This is a genomic window from Micromonospora aridisoli (assembly GCF_056150025.1).
In genome coordinates this window covers 4,908-27,346 of the sequence record NZ_JAXCFK010000018.1, presented here as the reverse complement: position 1 = coordinate 27,346, position 22,439 = coordinate 4,908, and the positions used below count along the sequence as shown (strand labels likewise).

The window sequence follows — 22,439 nt, the reverse complement described above, 5'->3', positions numbered from 1 at the left end:
TTTGCGCTGAGCACGCGCTCGACAGTCGTCGACGAGGTGTGCTCGACGAATTTCTGAAGCAAATCCGTGCCGTGCCGCGCCCATTCGCGGCGGGGTAGTCCGGTGGCGTGCGAAGAATCGCCAATTCGCGATTCGACGCTGCCTATTGCCGACCGAAAAACCGGGGGAATAAATGCTGACGGCCGGATCGTCGACGTTCCACGAGACCTTCACCGTCACCGCCGACAACCCGCTGCTGCGCGGCCACCTCGTGCGCGGTCGCGCCATCCTGCCTGGCGTCGGCTACGTGGACCTGGCGCTCCAGGTGCTCGCCCGGCACGGGTACCCCATGGCAGAGGTCGAGCTACGCAACCTCACGATCCACGCGCCGCTGGTCGTCGAACCCGGCGAGCAGGTGCTCACCACCGTGGCGGGACGACCGGCGCCGGCCGGCGGGCTCCGCGTGGAGATCAGCAGCCGGCGTACGCCGGACGCAGCCGAGGTCACCCACGCCGTGACGAGCGTGCACCGGGTGCCGCTCGCGGACTTCGCCGAGCGGCTGGCGCTACCGCTCAGCCCCGCCGGCCGGCTGCTGCCGCTCGCCGACGTCTACGCCTGGTTCCGTACGCGGGAGTTGGTCCACTCGGGCCTGATGAAGGCCGACGGCGTGGTGCACCACCGGGCCGACGATGCGGTTACCGAGCTGGAGCTGCCCGCAGCCCAGCAGGGCGGCCGGGCTGACTTCCTGTTCCATCCGGCGCTGTTCGAGGCGGGCCTGCTCGGCGGCGGCGTGGGCATCCACGTGCTCAACGAGCGGCACCAGGGCGATGAGCTGTACCTGCCGCTGGTGTTCGAGTCGTTCCGGGCGATCGCCCCGCTCGGGCAACGCTGCTTCGTTCGGGTACCGGCGGTCTCGGCGCGCCGGGACGAGGAGCTGTTCCGCCTCGCCGTGGAGTTCTACGACGCGGACGGTGTGAAGATCGCCGAGATCGGGCAGGTGGTGGCCAAGCGGGTGCGCGCGGAGGTCTCGCTGGACGGGCGCGAAGCGCGGGACCCGGGCCCTGCGGCGGCTACCCCGCGCCCGGCGGCCCGGCCGGCGCAGGCGGCGGACGCGGACGTGACTGCCCTGTTGCGGGAGCTGGTGGCGGCGCGTCTCGGGGTGCCCACCGCCGAGGTCGGCACGCACGTCGGCTATTACCAGCTCGGGCTGACCTCTGCCGGGCTGCTGGGCCTGGTGGCCGAACTGGAGGACCGGCTGTCGCTGGAACTGTCGCCGACCGTCGTCTTCGAGCACACCACAATCGCCGAGCTTGCGGCCTGGCTGCGCGACCGGCTTACCCAGCCCCACCCGGCCGCGCCCCTCGTCACCACCGCCGCTGCCTCGGCGGACGCGGCGGCCGCCGTACGCGCCGAGCTGAGCAGCGAGATCGCGTCGCTGCTGGACCTGCCCGTGGCCGAGGTCTCGCCGGACATCGAGTTGGTGGACCTCGGGCTCGACCTGGTTGGCCGATCCACGCTGGTGGAGCGCCTGAACGAGCGCTACGGCCTGGCGCTGACCCCGGCCGTGCTCTTCGCGCACCCGACCGTGCGCAGCCTGGCGGCGCATCTCGCCGCGCCTGCGGCGGAGCCCGTCGCGCCCGGCGCGGAGTCGACGCCGTCCCGCCCGCACCCCATGCTGCACCGCCGCCTGCCCGACGACGGTGGCGTGGTGTTCAGCTCCGAACTGGACGGCAGTGAGCCTTACCTGCACGACCACCGGGTGCGCGGCGAGCGGGTGCTGCCTGCGGTCGCCCAGCTGGAGGCGGCGCGCGCGGCGGTGGCCGCCGCCCTCGGCCCGCCGCCCGGACGAACGGTGCGGCTGCACGACGTCGTGTGGCTGCGCCCGGCGCGGGCCGGCGCGCACGGGCTGGAGCTGCGGGTGAGTGTGCGAGCGGCCGGTGCGGGTGCCGCGTTCGAGATCACCGGCCAGGGAGAACTCTGCTGCCAGGGCCGGGCGCGGCTGGTGGACGACGGCGACCGCACGCTACCCGACCTCGCGGACGCCCGGGCGGGCTGCGACGGCCCGTCGATCCCGGTGGCGCGCGCCTACGACCTGTTCGCCGCCGCCGGGCTGGACCACGGTCCGGCGCTGCGCGCTCTGACCGGCCTGCGTACCGGCGTCGACGCGGCCGGTCATCCTCAGGTGCTGGCCGAACTGGGCCTGCCCGACGTCGCCGACCCGCCGGCCGGCTGGCTGCTGCATCCGGCCATCCTGGACGGGGCGCTGCAAGCCGTCGCGGGACTGCGGCTCGCCGCCGCGACGGGATCGGCGCGGCCCGCGCTGCCGTTCGCCGTCGCCCATGTCGACGCGCGCGCCACCGCCCCGCCCCGGGCCCACGCCTGGGTCCGGTACCAACCGGGCAGCGGACCGGATGCGGCGCAGCCGATGCTTGACGTCACGGTCTTCGACGAGCAGGGCCACGTCTGTGCCGACCTGGTCGGGCTGAGTGTCCGCGCCCTGCCGGATCCGCCAGCCGTGCCCGGACCCGAGCCGGTGGAGTCCGTGCAGATGGTCGAGCCTGCGCCGGCGGGATCCGGACTGGACATCGCCGTCATCGGGGTCAGCGGGCGCTACCCGGACGCCGCGGATCTGGACGAGTTCTGGGCGAACCTGCGCGGCGGCCGTGACTCCGTGCGCAGGGTGCCGGCCGGCCGCTGGGAGCACCCCCGGTGGGCCGACGCCGACGCGGACGGCTACTGGGGCGGCTTTCTCGACGGTATCGACCTGTTCGACCCGCTGTTCTTCCAGATCTCGCTGCGCGAGGCGGAGCACCTCGACCCGCACGAGCGCCTGTTCCTGGAGTGCGCCCACCACGTGCTGGAGGACGCCGGATACACCGCCGAGTTGCTCAACCGCACAAGCGGCCGGGTGGGCGTGTTCACCGGGGTGATGTACCAGGACTACCAGCTCTACGGCGCCCAGGCACAGGAACGCGGCCAGGCGGTGGCGCTGTCGGGCAGCGCCTCCTCGGTGTCCAACCGGGTTTCCTACTGCTACGGCTTCACCGGGCCGAGCCTGAGCGTGGACACCATGTGCTCGTCCTCGCTGACCGCCATCCACCTGGCCTGCGAGGCGATCCGCAGCGGACAGTGCGGTGCGGCGATCGCGGGCGGCGTGAACCTGACCGCCCACCCGAACAAGTACCTGATGTTGGCCCAGCGCGGCTATCTGTCCAGCGACGGCCGCTGCCGCAGCTTCGGCGCTGGTGGTGACGGCTACGTGCCCGGCGAGGGCGTAGGCGCGGTGCTGCTCAAACCGCTGGCCCAGGCGCTGGCGGACCGCGACCACATCCATGCCGTGATCAACGGAACAGCGGTGAACCACGGCGGCCGCACCAACGGTTACACCGTGCCCAGCCCGGTGGCGCAGGGCCGGGTCGTCGGCGAGGCTCTGGCCGCGTCCGGGGCGGATCCCCGCGCGCTGAGCTACCTGGAGGCGCACGGCACCGGCACCGCGCTTGGCGACCCGATCGAGATCGCCGGTCTGCTGCGCGCCTTCACGGACGCGGGCTGTGGCCCGGCGCACTGCGCGATCGGCTCGGTCAAGTCGAACATCGGGCACGCCGAGAGCGCGGCCGGGATCGCCGGGCTCACCAAGGTGCTGTTGCAGATGCGGCACCGTGAACTCGTCCCCAGCCTGCACGCGGACACGCTCAACCCGCACATCGACTTCGCGGGGACCCCGCTCCGGGTCCAGCGCGACCTGGCCACGTGGCAGCCACCCACCGTGGACGACGGCGGTCAGCGCCGCACATTTCCCCGCGTTGCCGGGGTGTCCAGCTTCGGCGCGGGCGGCGCGAACGCGCACGTCATCCTCACCGAGCACATCCCGCCCGTCGCCGTGCCTCGTCCGGACGCCGGCCCCGCCGCGCTGCTGGTGCTCTCCGCGATGAGCGAGGCACAGTTGGTCGCGCAGGCCCGGCGGCTGTCGGCCCGCCTCGACCAGCAGACCGAGGCGGACCTGCCCGGCGTGGCCTGGACACTGCAAACGGGTCGCACCGTCCTGCCGGAGCGGCTGGCCTTCGCGGCGAACTCGCTCGCGCAGGCCCGTGCGCTGCTCGACGCGTTCGTCGCGCGGCCGACGTCGTCTGCGGGCTGGGTGCGGGGCACGGTGCTCCAGGAGGTCACGCAGGACGAGGTTGAGCTCGCCGCGGCTCTCGACGACTGGTCGCGCGACGGCAAAGCCGAGCGGTTGCTGCGGTTGTGGGCTACCGGCACGGCGGTGCCGTGGGAGACGGTGTGGCAGGCGTACGCCGTCGGCGCGGGCGCGACCACGTCGTTGCCGCGGCGGGTGCCGCTGCCCGGTTACCCGTTCGCCCGCGAGCGTTGCTGGATCGAGCTGGCCCCGGTGGAGGAGGCGGCTCCCGCCCGCGTCACGCGGCAGTCTGACCCACACCCGGTCCCGCCGGAGGACGGGTTGGCGCTGTTACGCCCGGTCTGGGTCGCCGACCCGCCGTCACCCGATCCTGCACTGCGCGTACCCGAGCCTGCACCGCGCGTACCGGAGGGGGTTGCCGGGTACGTCGCACATCACGTGGCGGTGGTCGGCACGCTCACGGCGGCCGACCGCGACAGCCTGCGCGCCGCGCTGCCACCGGGCACCGGCCTGCGCTTCGTCGACGTCGTCGACGGCCCGCTGGACCAGCAGTACCTCGCCGCCGCGCGTGAGGTGTTCACGCTGCTTCAGGAGGTGCTGCGACCGGGTCTGCCCGGGGTGGCACTGGTGCAGGTCGCGCTGGCACAGCCCGCCGTCGACCCGGCACAGCGGGAACATCTGGCCTGCCTGCGCGGGCTGACCGGCATGCTGCGCACGGCCGCGCTGGAGAACCCGGCACTGCGTACGCAGCTCGTGGACTGCCTCGACGGGGCGCCGGCCGACGTCGTCGCGGCCCGGCTGGTCGCCGAGGCGTCCACCGACCCCGTGCCCGAGGTACGCCACCGCGACGGCCGCCGGCACACCGCCGCGCTTGTGAAAGTCGGCGACGGCGAACCGGGTACGCCCTGGCGCGACGGCGGCGTGTACCTGATCAGCGGCGGCAGTGGAGCACTGGGCCGCCTCGTGGCGAGCGACATCGCCGCAGCCGTCAGGCACGCCACGATCGTCCTGGTGGGACGCTCTGCGCCGGGCGAGGAACTGCGGAGCACCCGGGCCGCGCTGCGCGCCGTGGGGCTGACCGTCGAACACCGACGCGCCGACGTCGCCGACCGGGCCGCTGTCGGTCGGCTGCTGGCCGACGTCACCCGCGACCACGGTCCGCTGACCGGCATCGTGCACGCCGCAGGCGTCATCGACGACCGGCTGATCGTGGGCAAACCCGCGCAGGAGCTGGCGGCCGTCCTCGGGCCGAAGGTCGCCGGGCTGGTCAACCTGGACGAGCTGAGCCAGGACCAGCCGCTGGAGTTCCTCGCCTGCCTGTCCTCGATCAGCGGTGTCTTCGGCAACGTCGGACAGGCCGACTACGCCGCGGCCAGCGCGTTCCTGGACGCGTACGCGGTGCGCCGGAACCTGCTCGTCGCGGCCGGACGGCGCAGCGGCCGAACCGTGTCCGTCGGCTGGCCGCTGTGGGCCGACGGCGGCATGGGCGCGTACGAGGCAGTCGCGACCCGGCTGCGGGCTCTCGGCCTGGCCCCGCTGGACACCGCCCGCGGGCTGGCCGTGCTGCGGCGGGCGATCACCGACCCGGGTGCGGCCGGGGACGGCAGCCTGGTCGTGCTCGCCGGCCGACCCGAGGCCGTTCGACGCATCGCCGACAGCTACACCGCACCAGCCCTCACCCGCGCGGCGGCCCGGGACGGCACCGACGCGCGGGGCCACACCACGGACCGCCAGGACGCTGTCGCCGACCCCGACGGGGCGGCCGGGCCGGCGAGCGGCGGCCGGCCGATGGCGGAGGGAGCTCTCAGGCACCTGCGGCAGACCGTCGCCGGGATCCTCAAGCTCGCGCCGGAACGCCTGCACCCCGACGTTCAGTTGGAGCGCTACGGCATGGACTCCGTGCTGGCGGTCGCCGCGGTCACCGCGTTGGAGGAGACCTTCGGCCCGCTGCCCCGGACCCTGCTGCTCGAGCGGCCCACGCTGCAAGAACTGGCCGAGCACCTCGCGGCCGAGCATTCGGCGGCGCTGCGCGCCCTGCTCGGTGAACCCGCACCCGCCGCACCGCTGCCGCCTGCCGCCCCCGACGAGCCGCCCGTCGCCGCGTTCACTGTCCCGGCCCAGCAGATCGCCACCGCACCGGAGCGCACGTTCCGGGCCGCCGAACGTAGAGGTGAGTTCATGGACGTCGCCGTCATCGGCATCGCCGGGCGTTACCCGCAGGCGCAGGACCTGGACATGTTCTGGGCCTGCCTGCGCGAGGGTCGCGACTGCGTCACCAAGCCGCCCGCCGACCGCTGGGGCGACCTGCCGGGTGGTGGGGCCTGGGGCGGCTTCCTCGACGGCATCGACCGGTTCGACCGCGCGTTGTTCGGCATCGCGCCGCGCGAGGCGGCGGTGATGGATCCACAGCAGCGGCTGTTCCTGGAGACGGTCTGGGAGCTGTTCGAGGGTAGCGGCGTCACCCAGGACGTCATCGCGCGACGGTACGGCCGGCGCGTCGGCGTCTACGTCGGCGCGGCCTACCAGCTGTACCGGGCCGATGGCGACGATCCGGCGTTGGCGGCGCTCACCGCGACCGCCTCTTACAACGCCATCGCCAACCGGGTCTCGCACTTCTTCGGTCTGGAGGGGGCGAGCCTGGCCGTCGACAGCATGTGCACCTCCTCAACGATGGCCATCCACCTGGCCTGCGCCGACCTGAACCGTGGCGAGAGCGAGCTGGCCGTGGCGGGCGGGGTCAACCTTGCCACCCACCCGGACAAGTTCCTCGCCTTGTCGGAGATGCAGCTACTCGGCACCCACCCGGGCAGCCGCAGCTTCCGCGACGGCGACGGCTACCTGCCCGCAGAGGCCGTCGGGGCGGTCCTGCTCAAGCCGCTGGCGGCGGCCCTACGCGACGGCGACGAGGTGCACGCCGTCATCAAGGGCACCGCCTCGCTCCACAGCGGTCACGCCGGCGGTTTCCTCGCGCCCAGCCGCCGAGCCCAGGTCGCCGTGATGCGCAGGGCCCTGGAACAGGCCGGCACCGCCGCCGACTCGATCGGGTACGTGGAGTCGGCGGCAAATGGCACGGCGATGTCCGACGAGATCGAACTGAGCGCCCTGCGGGAGGTGTTCGCGGGCGCACCCGCCCCCGTGGTCGTCGGCTGCGTGAAGTCGAACATCGGGCACCCGGAGGCGGCCTCCGGCATCGCGCAACTGACCAAGGTCGCGCTCCAACTGCGCCACGGCGAGCTGACTCCGCTCACCGACGTCGGCAAGCCCAATCCCAACGTGGACCTGCACGGCGGCCCGCTGGCGCTGTGCGAGCGGCTGACCCCGTGGGAACAGCGCACCGACGCCCAGGGGCGGCCGACCGTCCGCCGCGCCCTGATCAACTCGGTGGCGGCCGGCGGCAGCCACGTCAGCCTCGTGGTGGAAGCCCCGCCGCAGCGCCCGGTCGAGCCGTCGGAGCCGGACAACACCGGTCCGCAGTTGGTCGTGCTGTCGGCCGCCGATTCGGCGCGGCTGCGTACCGCGGTGCGCCGGCTGGACGAGTTCCTCGACCGCAACGAAGCGGTCCAACTCGCGGATGTCGCGTACACGCTGCAAGTGGGCCGTGAGGCGCTGGCCGAGCGGTTCGCGGTGGTGGCAGGCGACGTCGCGGAACTGCGCGTGCGCCTCGCCCGCTACCTCGACACGACCGCCGGTGTCGAGGCGGTGCCGGGGTACGCCGGCAGCATCACCGCCGCGCCGGCTCCGCTGCTCGGGGCGCTTGAGGGGGCCGGCGGCGAGGCGTTCCTGGCCGCCCTGGTCGCCGACGGGGACCTCGACCGACTCGCCGAGCTATGGGTGTACGGGGTGCGCATCCCGTGGCGTGGGCTGCATCCGGGCCGCCGACGGCTGCTGCCACTGCCGGGCACCGTCTTCGACCGGGGCAGCTACTGGCTGGCGGGCATGACCCCGGCCGCCCGGTCCTCTCCCGTGGCGGTCACGCCGGACGCACCGTCCGCGCCGGATGCCGTGGCGGACACCGTGCTGGAGGTCTGCGCGCAGGTGCTCGGCTTCCCGGCCGGCGAGGTTGATCTGGATGACAGCTTCACCGCGCTTGGCGGCCACTCGCTGTTGGCGCACCGGTTCGCCGCGCTGCTGGCGGAGCGGGGGCTGCCCGGCGATCCGGCCGCGATCCTCGGGGCCCGCACCCTGGCAGCCGTCGCCGAGGCGGTGCGGCCCGTGACGACCGGCCCGGCGCCTGCCGTCGGCCCGACGCGGCTCGCGGTCGTCATCGACGGGGCAGACGCCGAGCCGGACGCCGCTGCCGACCGCCCGTCCGTGCCGGGCGGAATCCCCGCAGGCACCACCCGGATCACCCCCGACCTGCTTCCCCTGGTGACGCTCACCGAGCAGGAGATCGCGACGATCGTCGCCGCGGTGCCCGGCGGCGCGGCGAATGTGCAGGACGTGTACCCGCTCGCCCCGCTTCAGGAGGGCATGTACTTCCACCACCTCAAGGAGAGCGCGCACGACCCGTACATCTCCTCCGGGCTGTTCTCCTTCGCCGACCGCGACCGGCTGGACAGCTTCGCGCGGGCACTGCAAGCGGTGATCGTCCGGCACGACGCGCTGCGCACCATCGTCCTGGCCGACGGGCTGAGCCGCCCGGTGCAGGCGGTGCTGCGGCAGGCGGCGCTCGCCGTCGAGGAGATCGCGTTGCACGACGGTGATTCGGCCGCGCAGCAACTGGGTGAGCTGCTGCGCGACGCCCCGCGCATGCCGCTGGACCAGGCCCCGCTGGTGCGGCTGCGGGCCGGCCGGCATCCCGGCACGGGCGGGTGGTACGCGGCGCTGAGCCTGCACCACATCATCCACGACGCCGCCTCCCTCGGCCTGCTCCTCGACGAGATCGTCGCGTGCATGGAGGGTCGCGCCGAGGCCCTGCCGGCGCCGGTGCCCTACCGCGCTTTCATCGCCCACCCGCGCCCGGCCGGGCTCGATCCCGCCGCCTTCTTCGGGCCGATGCTTGCCGACGTCGACGAGCCCACGGTCGTCTTCGGCCTACCTGACGTGCACGGCGACGGACAGGAGGTGCTCGAACTGCGCCGCCCGCTGGACGAGGCGCTGAGCCGGCGGGTAGCCGAGGTGGCGGCCCGGCTGCGTACCAGTCCGGCGACCCTGTTCCACGCCGGCTGGGCGCTGGCCGTCGCGTCCTGGTCCGACCGCGACGACGTCACGTTCGGCACCGTGCTGTCCGGCCGGACGCAGGGGCCCGCAGGCGTGGAGCGGATGGTCGGCAGCTTCATCAACACCCTGCCGATGCGCCTGGACCTCGCCGGACGCAGCGTACGGGAGCTGGTCGGCCGGGTGGAGGAACTGCTGCACGAACTGGTGCGCCATGAGCAGGTGGCGCTCACCGAGGCGCGGGCGCACTGCGGCCTGCCCGCCGACGCACCGCTGTTCAACGCGATCTTCAACTACCGCCGCATGCCCGCTGACGGCGCAACCGAGCGCCTGCTCGCGCGGGTGGGCGTCACGCCGCTCTCCGGCGTGGTGGAGCGCAGCAACTATCCGGTGACCGTCTCGGTCGACGACCTCGGCGACGCGTACGAGGTCGAGGCACTCGTCGACCGGGCGCAGGATGCAAACGTCGTCATCGACTGCCTGGAGGCCGCCGTGGCCGCCGTGGTGGCGGCGCTGTCGGAGCAGGACGGCGCGTCGCCCGCTGCATCGCTGCCGGTGCTGCCGGCGGCGATGCATCACCGCGAGGTCGCCACGTACGCGTGGGAGCCGGTGGCGATCGAGGAGGGCGTGGCCACCGCCGACGCACAGCGGATGCTGCCCGCCTGGTTCGAGGACGTGGCCCGCCAGGCACCGGAGATGGTGGCGGTGCGGTGCGCGGGCCGGGTACTGACCTACGGCGAGCTGAACGCGCGCGCCAACCGACTGGCGCGGCAGCTGCGGGAACTGGGGGTGGGCCGCGAGTCGCTGGTGGCGCTGTGCCTGCCCCGTAGCGAGTGGCTGGTGGTCAGCGCGCTGGCCGTGGTGAAGGCAGGCGGGGCGTACGTGCCGCTGGACCCGTCCGCGCCGGTGGAACGGCTGGGGCATGTGCTCGGCGACAGTGCGCCGCAGGTGCTGCTTGTGGACGGTGCGGCGCCCGCCGGGCTGGACACGGGCGCGGCGCTCGTGCTGGACGTGCCCGGCGACGCCGCGCGCCGGGAGTCACTGAGCGCCGACGACCTGGACCCGGTGGCGGGCGCGAGCCCGTCGGATCTGGCGTACGTCATCTACACCTCCGGCTCGACCGGCAAGCCGAAGGGCGTGATGATCGAGCACCGGCACGTGGTCCGGTTCTTCCTCGCGGCGCAGGAGTGGTTCGACTACCGGCCGGGTGACGTCTGGACCCTGTTCCACTCGTTCGCCTTCGACTTCACCGTATGGGAGATGTGGGGCGCGCTGCTGCATCGCGGCCACCTCGTGGTGGTCACCCAGGAGGTGGCCCGCAGCCCGCGGGACTTCTACCGGCTGCTCTGCGTCGAGGGCGTCACCGTGTTGGGACAGACGCCCACCGGGTTCGGCCAGTTGATCTCGGCGCAGGGCGAGGATCCGACCCCGCACCGGGTGCGGACCGTGGTACTCGGCGGCGAGGAACTGGATGCCTCGGCGCTGGGGCCGTGGTTCAAACGGCCGGTCAACGCCGGCACCCGGCTGGTGAACATGTGGGGCACCACGGAGACGACCGTGGTCACCACGTACCGGCAGGTCACCGAGCCCGACACCCGCCTAACCACCAGGCCCATCGGTGGCCCGATGCCGGGGCTGAGCGTGTACGTGCTGGACCGTCACCAGCGTCCGACACCGACCGGTGCGGTGGGTGAGCTGGTCATCGGCGGCGAGGCGGTGGGCCGTGGCTACCTGAACCGGCCGGAGCTGACCGCGCAGCGGTTCCTCCACGACCCGTTCAGCAACGTGCCGGGTGCGCGCATGTACCGGACCGGGGACCTGGGGCGGCGGCTGCCGGACGGTTCGCTGGAGTTCCTCGGGCGCAACGACGACCAGGTCAAGGTGCGCGGCTACCGGATCGAGCTGGGTGAGATCACCACCCGCCTCAATGAGCACCCGGCGGTCGCGGACGCCCGCGTGGTGGTGCGCGGCCAGGGCGACGACCGGCGTCTGGTCGGGTACCTCGTGCCGGCGGCGCGGTTGTCCGAGCCGGCCGAGCAGGCGCTGCGAACGGAGCTGGACGCCGCGCTGCGGGCCGTGCTCCCGTCGTACATGGTGCCCTCCGGCTACGTGCTGCTGGACCGGCTGCCACTTACCGGCAACGGCAAGCTCGACACCCGGGCACTGCCCGCGCCCGCACTGCCGCAGCGGACCGAGGAGCAGGGCGCGGCCCCGCGTACCGAGGCCGAACAGGTCGTTTCGGAGGTCTGGGCCGAGCTGCTGAACACCGACGCCGGCCAGCTCGGTGTGGAGAGCAACTTCTTCTCGCTGGGCGGCAACTCGCTGCTGGTCACCCGAATGATCAACATGATCAAGCGGCGGACCGGGGTGGAGCTGCGGGTGCAGACCATCTTCGACGCGCGACAACTGGCCGATCTCGCCGCCGCGGTGGCGCGGGACATGCCGGACACCAAGGCTGCCGTCCCGCTGAATCTCGACGCGATCAGCTCCAGCATCGACCTGATCGAGAACATGACCGACGCGGAGCTGGACGCCCTGGACACGGCAGCCGCCGTCCACGACGCCGAGCACCAGGCAGGGGGCCGACCTTGAGCACGCCGCACCAGCAGAGCAGGCAGGAACTGGTCCGCAGGATCCAGTCCATGCCCGCCAAGCGACAGCGCGCCGTGATCGCGATGTTGCGCCAACAGGGCGTCGACCTGTCCGCGCTCGACATCATCCCGCGCCTGCCCCGGTCCGCCGAGCAGCCGCTGCCGCTGTCCTTCGCCCAGCAGCGGCTGTGGTTCCTCGCCCAGATCGAGGGGGCCAGCGCCACCTACAACGTGCCCATGGCGATGCGGCTGCACGGGCCGCTCGACCGGGACGCGCTGCGCCGCGCCCTCGCCGACCTGGTACGCCGCCACGAGGCGCTACGCACGCGGTTCGAGGAGCGCGACGGCGTGCCGTACCAGTGCATCGACGACGGCGCGGGTTTCACCGTGCGCGAGCAGGACGTCGCCGACCCGGCCGACATCCCGCGGATCTGCCAGCGGGAGATGCTCACCCCCTTCGACCTGGCCCGCGACTGCCTGATCCGGGCGGTGCTGCTGCGTCGCAGCGACATCGAACACGTGCTCATGGTGACGATGCACCACACCGTGGCGGACGGCTGGTCGGTCGGCGTGTTCTTCCGCGACGTCACCGCGCTCTACGACGCCGGCCGCCAGGGCCACGAGGCGGCACTCGAACCGTTGCCGGTGCAGTACGCCGACTTCGCGCACTGGCAGCGCGCGTGGCTGGCGGGCGACGTGCAGGCACGCCAGGTGGCGTACTGGAAGGAGCAGCTCGCCGGCGTGGACGCGACGTTGACGCTGCCCGCCGACCGGCCCCGGCCGCCGGTGCGCGGCTACGACGGCACCCGGGAGTTCTTCCGCTGCCCGCCGAACCTGCTCGACCGTCTCCGGCGGATCAGCGACGAGCACGGCGTGACCCTCTACATGACCCTGCTGGCGGCGTACAGCGTCGTGCTGCACCGCTACACCCAGCAGACCGACATCGCCGTCGGCACCATCGTGGCCAACCGCAACCGGGCTGAGATCGAGGGGCTCATCGGGCTGTTCGCCAACACCCTGGTGATGCGCAACGACCTCTCCGGCGACCCGACCTTCGCCGAGCTGCTCGCCCGGGTGAAGCGGACCGTCCTGGCCGCCTTCGACCACCAGGACGTGCCGTTCGAGGCCGTGGTGGACGCCTTGCAGGTGGACCGCAGCCTGAGCCACTCACCGGTGTTTCAGACCGTGCTCGTGCTCCAGGAGGAGCAGGCACAGCCGCGACTGACCCTCGGCGGGTTCGAGGTGACCCCGGTCGACGTCGATTTCACCATCGCCAAGTTCGATCTCACCGTCGACCTGCGTGAGACGCCCGACGGCCTGGCCGGGGCGGTGGAGTACGACACCGCCCTCTACGACCGGGCGACGATCAAGCGTTTCGTGCGGCACTTCACCACGTTGCTGGCCGCCATCGCCCGTACGCCGGACCAGCGCGTCTCCCGACTCGACCTGATGGACGACGCCGAACGCGCGGACATCACCGCCGGATGGGCGGCGTCCGTGCCGGCCGCACCGACCGGGCCCCGTCTGCACGAGTGGTTCGAGGAAGTCGTGCGCCGTACGCCGGACGCGGTGGCCGTGCGGTGCGCCGATCGCGAGCTGACCTACCGGGAGCTGAACGCGCGGGCGAACCGGTTGGCGCGGTATCTGCGGGCGCAGGGCGTCGGCCGCGAGACGCTTGTGGCGCTCTGCCTGCCCGCCAGCGAGTGGCTGGTGGTGTGTGCGCTCGCCGTGCTGAAGTCCAATGGGGCGTACCTGCCGCTGGACCCGGCGGCGCCGGTGGCCCGGCTGGGGGAGGTGCTGTCCGACAGCAGACCGCGGGTGCTCTTCGTCGACGGCGCGGTCCCCGAAGGGCTGGTTACCGGAAGTGCCGTCGTCATCGACGTGCGGGCCCGCTGGGACTGGCTGCCCGCCGACGACCTCGTGCCGCAGCCCGGGGCCGGCCCGGCCGACCTGGCGTACGTGATCTACACGTCGGGCTCGACCGGCCGGCCGAAGGGCGTGCTTGTCGAACACCGCCAGGTCACTCGCCTGTTCACCGAGACCCGGGCGTACTTCGGGTTCGGGCCCGACGACGTGTGGACGTTGTTCCACTCGTTCGCCTTCGACTTCTCCGTCTGGGAGATGTGGGGCGCGCTGCTGCACGGCGGACGGCTGGTCGTGGTCGGGCGGGACACCGCCCGCAGCGCGCACGACTTCTACGCCCTGCTGTGCGCCGAGGGCGTCACCGTCCTCAACCAGACGCCTACCGCGTTCGGGCAGCTGATCGCCGCGCAGGGCAAGGACCCGGCCCCGCACCGGCTGCGGACCGTGGTGTTCGGCGGCGAGGCGTTGGACCCCGCGACGCTGCGACCGTGGTTCGCGCGCCCGGCAAACGCCGGCGTTGAGCTGGTCAACATGTACGGGATCACCGAGACGACCGTACACGTCACCCACCGGGTGATCACGGAGGCCGACACCCGGCGCGGCGCCAGCCCGATCGGCGGACCGCTGCCCGACCTGGCCGTCTACCTGCTCGACCAGCACCGCAGGCCCGTGCCGACCGGTGCCGTCGGCGAGATGTACGTGGGCGGCCGGGGCGTGGCCCGCGGCTACCTGTACCGGCCCGAGCTGACCGCCGAACGGTTTCTGGACGACCCGTTCCGCGGCGAGCCGGGCGCGCGCATGTACCGCACCGGAGACCTGGCCCGCCGGCTGGCAGACGGCTCGCTGGAGTTCCTCGGCCGCAACGACGACCAGGTCAAGGTGCGCGGCTACCGGATCGAGCTGGGCGAGATCACCGCCTGTCTCAACGAGCACCCCGGCGTGCGTACCAGTGCCGTCGTGGTCCGTGCCGATCGCCCCGACAACCGTCAGCTGGTCGCATACGTCGTGCCCGTCGATGGCCAGCCGGAGCCGGAGCTACGCGCCGACCTCGACCAGCTGGCGCGTCGGACACTGCCCGAGTACATGCTGCCCAGCGCCTACCTGATGCTGCCCGACCTGCCCCTGACCACAAACGGCAAACTCGATCGCGCGGCGCTGCCCGCCCCCGGCATCGAGGCCTACGCGTCCCGGGAGTCCGGCGGCTACGCCGCCCCCGCTGCGGGCACCGAACGGACCCTGGCCTCGATCTGGGCGGACCTGCTCGGGTTCGACACCGACCGGATCAGCCGGCACGACAACTTCTTCACCCTCGGCGGGCACTCGCTGCTCATCACCGTGCTCGTGGCGCGGCTGCGCGAGGTCGGCCTGCACCTGGCAGTGCGCGACGTGTTCCGCGCCCCGACCCTGGCCGGCCTCGCGGCGTGCATCGACGCGGCCACCGGCCCGACCAACGGGGCCGGGCCGGTGCCGCCGAACCTCCTCCCCGCGGGGTGCGCACGGCTCACCCCACAGCTGCTGCCCCTGGTCGGGCTGAGCCAGGAGCAACTCGACGCCGTCGCGGCCCGGGTACCCGGCGGTGCGGCAAATGTGCAGGACGTCTACCCGCTGGTTCCCTCGCAGGAGGGCATCCTCTTCCACCACCTGATGGACCCCGACAACGACCCGTACGTCATGTCGGTGGTGTTCACGGCCGCGGACGAGGCCGCGTGCACCGCGTTCACCGATGCGTTGCAGGCGGTGGTGGACCGGCACGACGTGATGCGTACCGCCGTGTTCACCGAGGGGCTGGCCGAGCCGGTGCAGGTGGTGTACCGCAACGCCACGCTGCCCGTGGAGCGCGTCGAGCTCGCCGTGCACGCGACGGCCGGCACCGACCGCGAGCAGCAGGCCCGTGCGCTGCTGGAGCGGCCCGCCGAGCTGCGCCCGGACCAGGCGCCGATGATGAAGGTCCGGGTCGCGGCGGACCCCGACTCGCCGCGCCGGTTCCTGCTTGTCAACTTCCACCACCTCATCGAGGACGCCACCTCGATGCGGCTGATCGTCGACGAGGCGGCGGCGCACATGGCCGGGCGCGCAGACCTGCTCGCCCCGCCCGCGCCGTACCGCGACTTCGTCGCGCACACCCTGCGCCAGTTACGCACCGCCGACGCCGAGGAGCACTTCCGCCGGGTCCTCGGCGACGTCACCGAGCCGACGGTCCCGTTCGGACTCACCGACGTGCGCGGCGACGGCCGGCGCACCCGCAAGCCGCGTCGCGCCCTGTCCGCCGACCTCACCGGTCGGCTGCGGGCCGAGGCCGGGCGGCTCGGGCTGAGCCCGGCCTGGCTCTTCCATGCCGCGGCCGCCCTGGTCGTGGCCGCCGGCAGCGGGCGGGACGACGTCGTGTTCGGCACCGTCATGTCCGGGCGCATGCAGGAGGTGCCGGGCGTGGAGAGGATGCTCGGCAACTTCATCAACACCCTGCCGCTGCGGGTACGGCTGGCCGGGCGGACCGTCCGCGAGCTGGTCGACCAGGTGGCCGACGGGCTGCGCGAGCTGATCGCCCGGGAGCAGTCCTCGCTTAGCCTGGCCCAGCGGTGCAGCGGGCTGGACAGCGACACCCCGCTGTTCAGCGCCGCGATCAACTTCCGGCATTTCGAGCCCGCGGCGGACGGCGTCGCCGCACCGTCCCTGGAGGGCCAGGGCATCTCCTGGCTGGCCGTCCTGGACCGCACCAACTATCCGATGGGGATCTCGCTCGACGACCTCGGTGACGAGCTGTCGCTGACCGTCCAGATCGACGAGGGAATCGAACCGGAGCAGCTGCTGGCCTACGTGGAGACGGCGCTGGCGGGCATCGTCGACGCGCTCGCCGCCGACGACGGCCGCAGCACCCTGGCGCTTGATATCGACGTGCTGCCGATAGCGCAGCGGGAGCGGTCGCTGGCCGTGGCCCGAGGCGCGAGCCCGCCCTACCCCGCCGACGCCGGCCTCGCCGAGCTGTTCGAGGAGCAGGCGGCAGGGCGACCGGGGGCGGTCGCGGTCCGCCACGGCGCGCAGCAGCTGACCTACGCGCAGCTAAACGCGCGGGCCAACCGGATCGCGCACCACCTGCGCGCCGCAGGCGTCGGCCCGGACGTCCTCGTCGGGCTGTGCGCCGACCGGTCCCCGGACCTGGTGGCCGGGCTGCTGGGCATCTTGAAGGCGGGCGGTGCGTACGTCCCGATCGACCCGGACTACCCTGAGCAGCGCATCCGCGCACTGCTCGAAGCGTCCGGAGTGCGACTCGTACTGGGACAGTCCCGGCTGCCGGACCCGCTGTTCGACCAGGTCGCCGAGGTGGTGCACCTCGACACCGGCGAGCGCGCCGGCGACCGGGCGCAGGTACTCGCCGGCCTGCCCGAGCACAATCCGTCCCGGACCGGGCTTACCTCGGACCATCTCGCCTACGCGATCTTCACCTCCGGCTCCACCGGGCGACCCAAGGGCGTGCTTGTGACGCAGCGCGGCGTGGCCCGGCTGGTGCGCAACCCCGACTACTTCGCCGCCGACGAGGACACCGTGGTGCTACACCACTCGTCCATCTCGTTCGACGCCGGCACCCAGGAGGTGCTCACTCCGCTGCTGTGTGGCGGGGTGCTGGTACTGCACGACGGCGACGCCCGCGACCCCGGCCAGCTGCTGGACTGCGTGGCGCGTACCGGTGTCGGCACGATGCTGCTGTCGGCCGCGTTCCTGCCGGAGTTCGCCGAGGCGGCGTCCGGTCGCGAGCTGCCGCTGCGCTACCTGGCCGTGGTCGGCGACACGTTCTCGGCCCGCGACGTGCGCCGGCTCCAGCAGGATCATCCGTGCCTGACCGTCGTGAACGGATACGGCCCGACCGAGAACAGCATCGCCTCCACGTACCACGAAATTCCGCGCGACCTCGCCGACGACGCCCGGGTGCCGATCGGCCGGCCGGTGCCGCACACCACCGCGTACGTGACCGACGAGCGGTTGCGGCTGGTGCCCGACGGCGTGATCGGCGAGCTCTGTCTGGGTGGTGCCGGGGTGGCCCGTGGCTACCTCGACGACCCGGAGCTGACCGCGGCGCGGTTCGTGCGCGACCCGTTCGGCGACGATCCGGCCGGGCGGCTCTACCGCAGCGGCGACCTGGTGCGCCGGCTGCCCGACGGGACGCTGGAGTTCCGTGGCCGCGTCGACGACCAGGTGAAGGTCCGCGGGTTCCGGGTCGAACCGGGCGAGATCGAGACGGTGTTGCAGGCGCACCCCGCGGTGCACAGCGCCGTGGTCGTGCCGCAGACCGCCGGGCAGTCGCGGTCGCTTAGCGCGTACGTGCGCCCCGCCGAGGAGTGGCTGGACCAGGCCATCCAGCAGCAGTCCGGTGACCACCTCGGTCAGTGGGAGCGGTTGTTCGAGCAGCAGTACTCCCGCAGCGGCGGCGAGGACGTCCCCGACGATCTCGACCTGGCCGGCTGGGAGAGCAGCTACACCGGCGAGCCCGTCCCGGAGTCCGAGATGCGGGAGTGGATCGACGGGACCGTCGCACGCATCCGCCGGCTGCGGCCCAAGCGCCTGTTGGAGATCGGCTGCGGTACCGGGCTGCTGCTGCTGCGCTACGCGCAGGACTGCGAGCGGGTGCACGGCGTCGACATCTCCGCCTCGGCGCTGGCCGCCGTACGCCGGGGCGTGCAACGGCGCGGCTGGTCGCACGTGACGCTGCGCGAGGGCGACGCCCGGTCCGTCGCCGAACTGGGCGAGGAGATCGGCCGGGCCGCGTTCGACCTGGTGGTGCTCAACTCCGTGGTGCAGTACTTTCCCGGCCGCCACTACCTGGACGAGGTCGTGGCGCGGATCCTGCCCCTGGTCGAGGAGGGCGGCCGCATCCTGCTGGGCGACGTCCGCAACCTGGACCTGTTCTCCGCGCACGTCTGCGCGGTGGAGCGTACCCGCGCCGGCGTGCCGACCACCGCCGGTGCGCTGGCCGCGCAGGTGCAGCGCCGCCGCCGGCAGGAGACCGAGCTGCTGGTCAGCCCCACCTACTTCGCCCGGCTGTCGGAGCGCTTCCCGGAGCTGGGGGGGGTCGACATCATGGTCAAGCGGGGCGTGGGCAGCAACGAGATGCTCGCCTACCGCTACGACGTGGTGCTGACCAAGGGTCCCGCCGCCCCGGTCGCCGATCACCCCTGGCATGACGCGACGAACCCGGCCGAGCTGCGGGCCCTGCTCGATGCCGGCGCGCCGGACCGGTTCGGCGTCACCGGCCTGACCAACCCGCGCGTCGCGGCCGACGTGGAGGTCAGCGCCGCGCTGTCGCACTGGGCGCCGTCGCGCCAGGTGGAGCCGCCGGCCGGCAGAGTCCGCCTGTCGGCGCGGGCCCAGGCGGAGATTCGGGAGCTGGAGGCAGCGCTGCGGCACGCCGAGCAGTTGGGCTACGAGGTCGCGGCGACCTGGTCGCAGGAGCGCGCGCAGGGGCTCGATCTTGTGCTGGGCCGGGGCGAGTTGCCCCGGGTCCGGGCCCGCTCGGCCTACCACGCCCCGCGTCTGGCCAACGCGCCGCAGATCGGTCGGCTGGGCGCAGCGCTGGTCCGCGAGTTGCGTGAGTACCTGTCGGCGCGGCTGCCCGAGCACCTGGTCCCCGGCGCGTTCGTGGTGCTTGAGGAGCTGCCGGTCACCGCGCACGGCAAGGTGGACAGGCGTGCGCTGCCCCCGCCGGACGAGGACGACACCGCCAAGGAGGTGTACGTCGCGCCGCGCACCGAAACCGAACAGACCCTGTGCCGTCTCATCGGCGGCGTACTCGGGCTCGACCGGGTCGGGTTGCAGGACAACTTCTTCAACCTGGGCGGGCACTCGCTGCTGGCCACCCGCCTCAACCTGCGGGTGAAGAAGGAGACGGGCGCGGACCTGTCGTTGCAGCTCATCCTCACCGCTGCCACGGTGGCGGAGCTGGCTGCGGCGCTGGACGAGGAACTGGGCCGGCTGCACCGGACGTCCGCCGACGCCGGCCCGCAGGAGCCGGTAGTCGATCTGGTCCCGGCCGAACCTGCGGGGGAGGGCGCGGTTGCGCCGCTGGCCACCGCCCAACAGGATCTGTGGTTCCTGCGCGCGCCCGCGCATCTGGCCACCGCGCACGCGAACGTCCAGCTGGCGTTGCGGCTGCGCGGCGACCTGGATCGTCGGGCCTGCGCCGAGGCGGTGCGGGCGCTGGTGCGGCGGCACGCGATCCTGCGCACCAGCTATCTGCCGCAGGACGGCATCGTCGTGCAGCAGATCAACGGTGCCGACGGCTTCGCGGTGCAGGTGCTCGACGTCCCGGCCGCCGACGGCGACGAGACGCTCACCGAGTGGCTGCGGGCGGAGCGGCTGCGTCCGTTCGCGCCGGAGGATCGGCACCTGCTCCGCGCTCACCTGCTGGCGCTCGCGCCGCAGGAGCACGTCCTGGTGCTGACCCGTCCCTGGGGCGTGTTCGACGGCTGGTCCACAAGCATCGTGCTGCGGGAGATCGCGGTCGCGTACGGGGAGTACCGGCAGGGCCGGGAACCGCGGTTCGCGCCGCTGCCCGTGCAGTACGCCGACTTCGCGCGTTGGCAACGCCGGCACCTCGCCGAGGCCGAACTGGACCGCCAGCGTGCGTACTGGCGCGCGCAGCTGGCCGGGCTGCCCGCCTGCGTTTCGCTGCGCACCGACTACCCCCGCTGCCCGGTGAAGTCGTACCAGGGCGCGGCGGTGCAGGTGACGGTGCCGTCCGGACTGCTGGAGCGGCTGCGCAAGGCCAGCGCCGAGCACGGTGTTTCGCTGTATCACACCCTGCTGGCGGCGTACGCAGTTCTGCTGGGCGGGCGCACCCGGGACCGGGAGCTGGCGATCGGCTCGCCGGTGAGCAGCCGGCCCGCTGCCGAACTCGACGGCGTCGTCGGGTACTTCGTCAACGCGCTGGTGATGCGGCTGGACGTCAGCCCGCAGCGGCCGTTCACCGCGCTGCTGGCGCAGACCCGGGAGGTGATCGCGCAGGCGCAGGCGCACCGGGATCTGCCCTTCGCCGAGTTGGCCCGCACCGTGGCCCCGCAGGCCGACCCCGGCTGGTCCCCGGTGTTCCAGGTGATGTTCAACCTGGCGGCGACGGACGGCGGCGCGGAGCCGCCGCCCGACCCGGTCGGCCTGGGTGACCTGGCGGCGCAGCCGGTCGCCGTGGACCCGGGCACGGCGAAGTTCGACCTCAGCATGTCGCTGCGCGAGACCGACGCCGGGTTGGCGGGTCACCTGGAGTACAGCACCGACCTGTTCGCCAGGCGCACCGCCGACAGCCTGGCCTGCGGCTACCAGCACCTGCTGGAGCGGATTGTCCGGCACCCGGACGCCGACCTGGCCACGCTGCGTGCCGGAATCGACGGTGCCACCGAAGGGGAGGACCCGTGAGCCATCTCATCGTCGCCGTCCTGGGCGATGTGGCCCTGGTCATCCTGGTGTCCTGGATGTTCGGCAGGGCGGCCCGCCGCCTGGGGCAGCCCACCGTGATCGGGCAGATCATCGCCGGCATCGCGCTGGGGCCCACCCTGCTGGGCCGCCTGCCCGGTGACCCGTCCGCGTTCCTGTTCCCGGCCGAGGCCCGACCGTTCCTGGCGGTGTTGTCGCAGATCGCGGTGGTGCTGTTCATGTTCGTGGCCGGCTACGAGATCGACTTCCGTACCTTCCGGGCCGGGCGTACCTCGATCAGCATCGCGGCGGCCGGGGTGGTGGTCCCGATGGTGCTCGCCCTGCTGGCCGTCCAGTTGGGCGGCAGGCTGTTCACCGCCGTCGACCCCGAGCACGCCGGTCATGGCTCGTTCGCGATGTTCCTGGCGGTCGCGGTGGCGATCACCGCGCTGCCGGTGCTGGCGGCCATCGTGCGTGAGCGCGGCATCGCCAACACGACCGCGGGTACGGTGTCGGTCGCGGCGGCCGGGTTCATGGACGTCACCGCGTGGGTGGTGCTGGCGGCGGTGCTCAGCGACGCCGGGCAGTCCACCCGCTGGCCCTGGCCGATCATGCTGGCGCTGCTGGCCGCGTTCACCGGGTTCCTGTTCACGGTGGTACGCCCGGTGCTGCGCTGGTGGCTGGCGCGCCCGGCGGCGCTGCTGGCCAACCCGGTGCCGGTCGCGGTGGTCATCGCCCTCGGCAGCGCCTGGGTCACCGAGTCGCTCGGGCTGCACGCGGTGTTCGGCGGTTTCCTCGCCGGGCTGGCCATGCCACGCCGCGCGGGCTCCCCGATCGGCGAGGTGCTGGCGCCGGTGCAGCAGACCGCGAGCCTGTTGCTGCCGCTGTTCTTCGTCACCACGGGGCTGTCCGTCGACATCGGCGTGCTGGGCGCGGACGGCTTCGCCGTGCTGGGCGTGATCATGGCGGTGGCGATCCTCGGCAAGATGGTGCCCGCGTACCTGGTGAGCCGCATGCGTGGCCTGGACGCCCGGCAGTCGTCGCTGGTCTCGGTCCTGGTGAACACCCGCGGGCTCACCGAACTGATCGTGCTCGAGGTCGGCAGATCCGCGGGACTGATCGGCCCGGAACTCTATGCCGTCCTCGTCGTCATGGCGCTGGTCACCACGTTCATGACGGGTCCGCTGCTCCAGTTGGTCGACAGTCGGACCTCGACGCAGCGGCAGCCGCCCCCACCGGGGCGACCCGAGCGCACCGAAGTTCTCGCACGCCCAGCAGCGGCCGTCGCGGTCGGCGGCAACGAAGCGGAAGAGAGGTGA

3 protein-coding genes are annotated in these 22,439 nt (G+C 73.0%); all 3 read left to right on the top strand.

Going from position 1 to position 22,439, the window contains the following annotated elements; genetic code table 11:
• Positions 1–172: 172 nt before the first annotated feature.
• From SM447_RS27055 to SM447_RS27045, 3 genes are read left to right on the top strand one after another with little or no spacing between them, the layout of a single operon-like run.
• Complete coding sequence (locus SM447_RS27055) at positions 173–11,863, top strand: amino acid adenylation domain-containing protein (protein WP_474575700.1); 11,691 nt, start codon at positions 173–175, stop codon at positions 11,861–11,863.
• Entirely contained in the window at positions 11,860–21,123 is a 9,264-nt protein-coding gene (locus SM447_RS27050) for an amino acid adenylation domain-containing protein (RefSeq protein ID WP_474575699.1), read from the top strand. The genes SM447_RS27055 and SM447_RS27050 overlap by 4 nt, the downstream gene beginning before the upstream one ends.
• Entirely contained in the window at positions 21,120–22,439 is a 1,320-nt protein-coding gene (locus tag SM447_RS27045; protein WP_474575698.1) for a cation:proton antiporter, read from the top strand. The genes SM447_RS27050 and SM447_RS27045 overlap by 4 nt, the downstream gene beginning before the upstream one ends.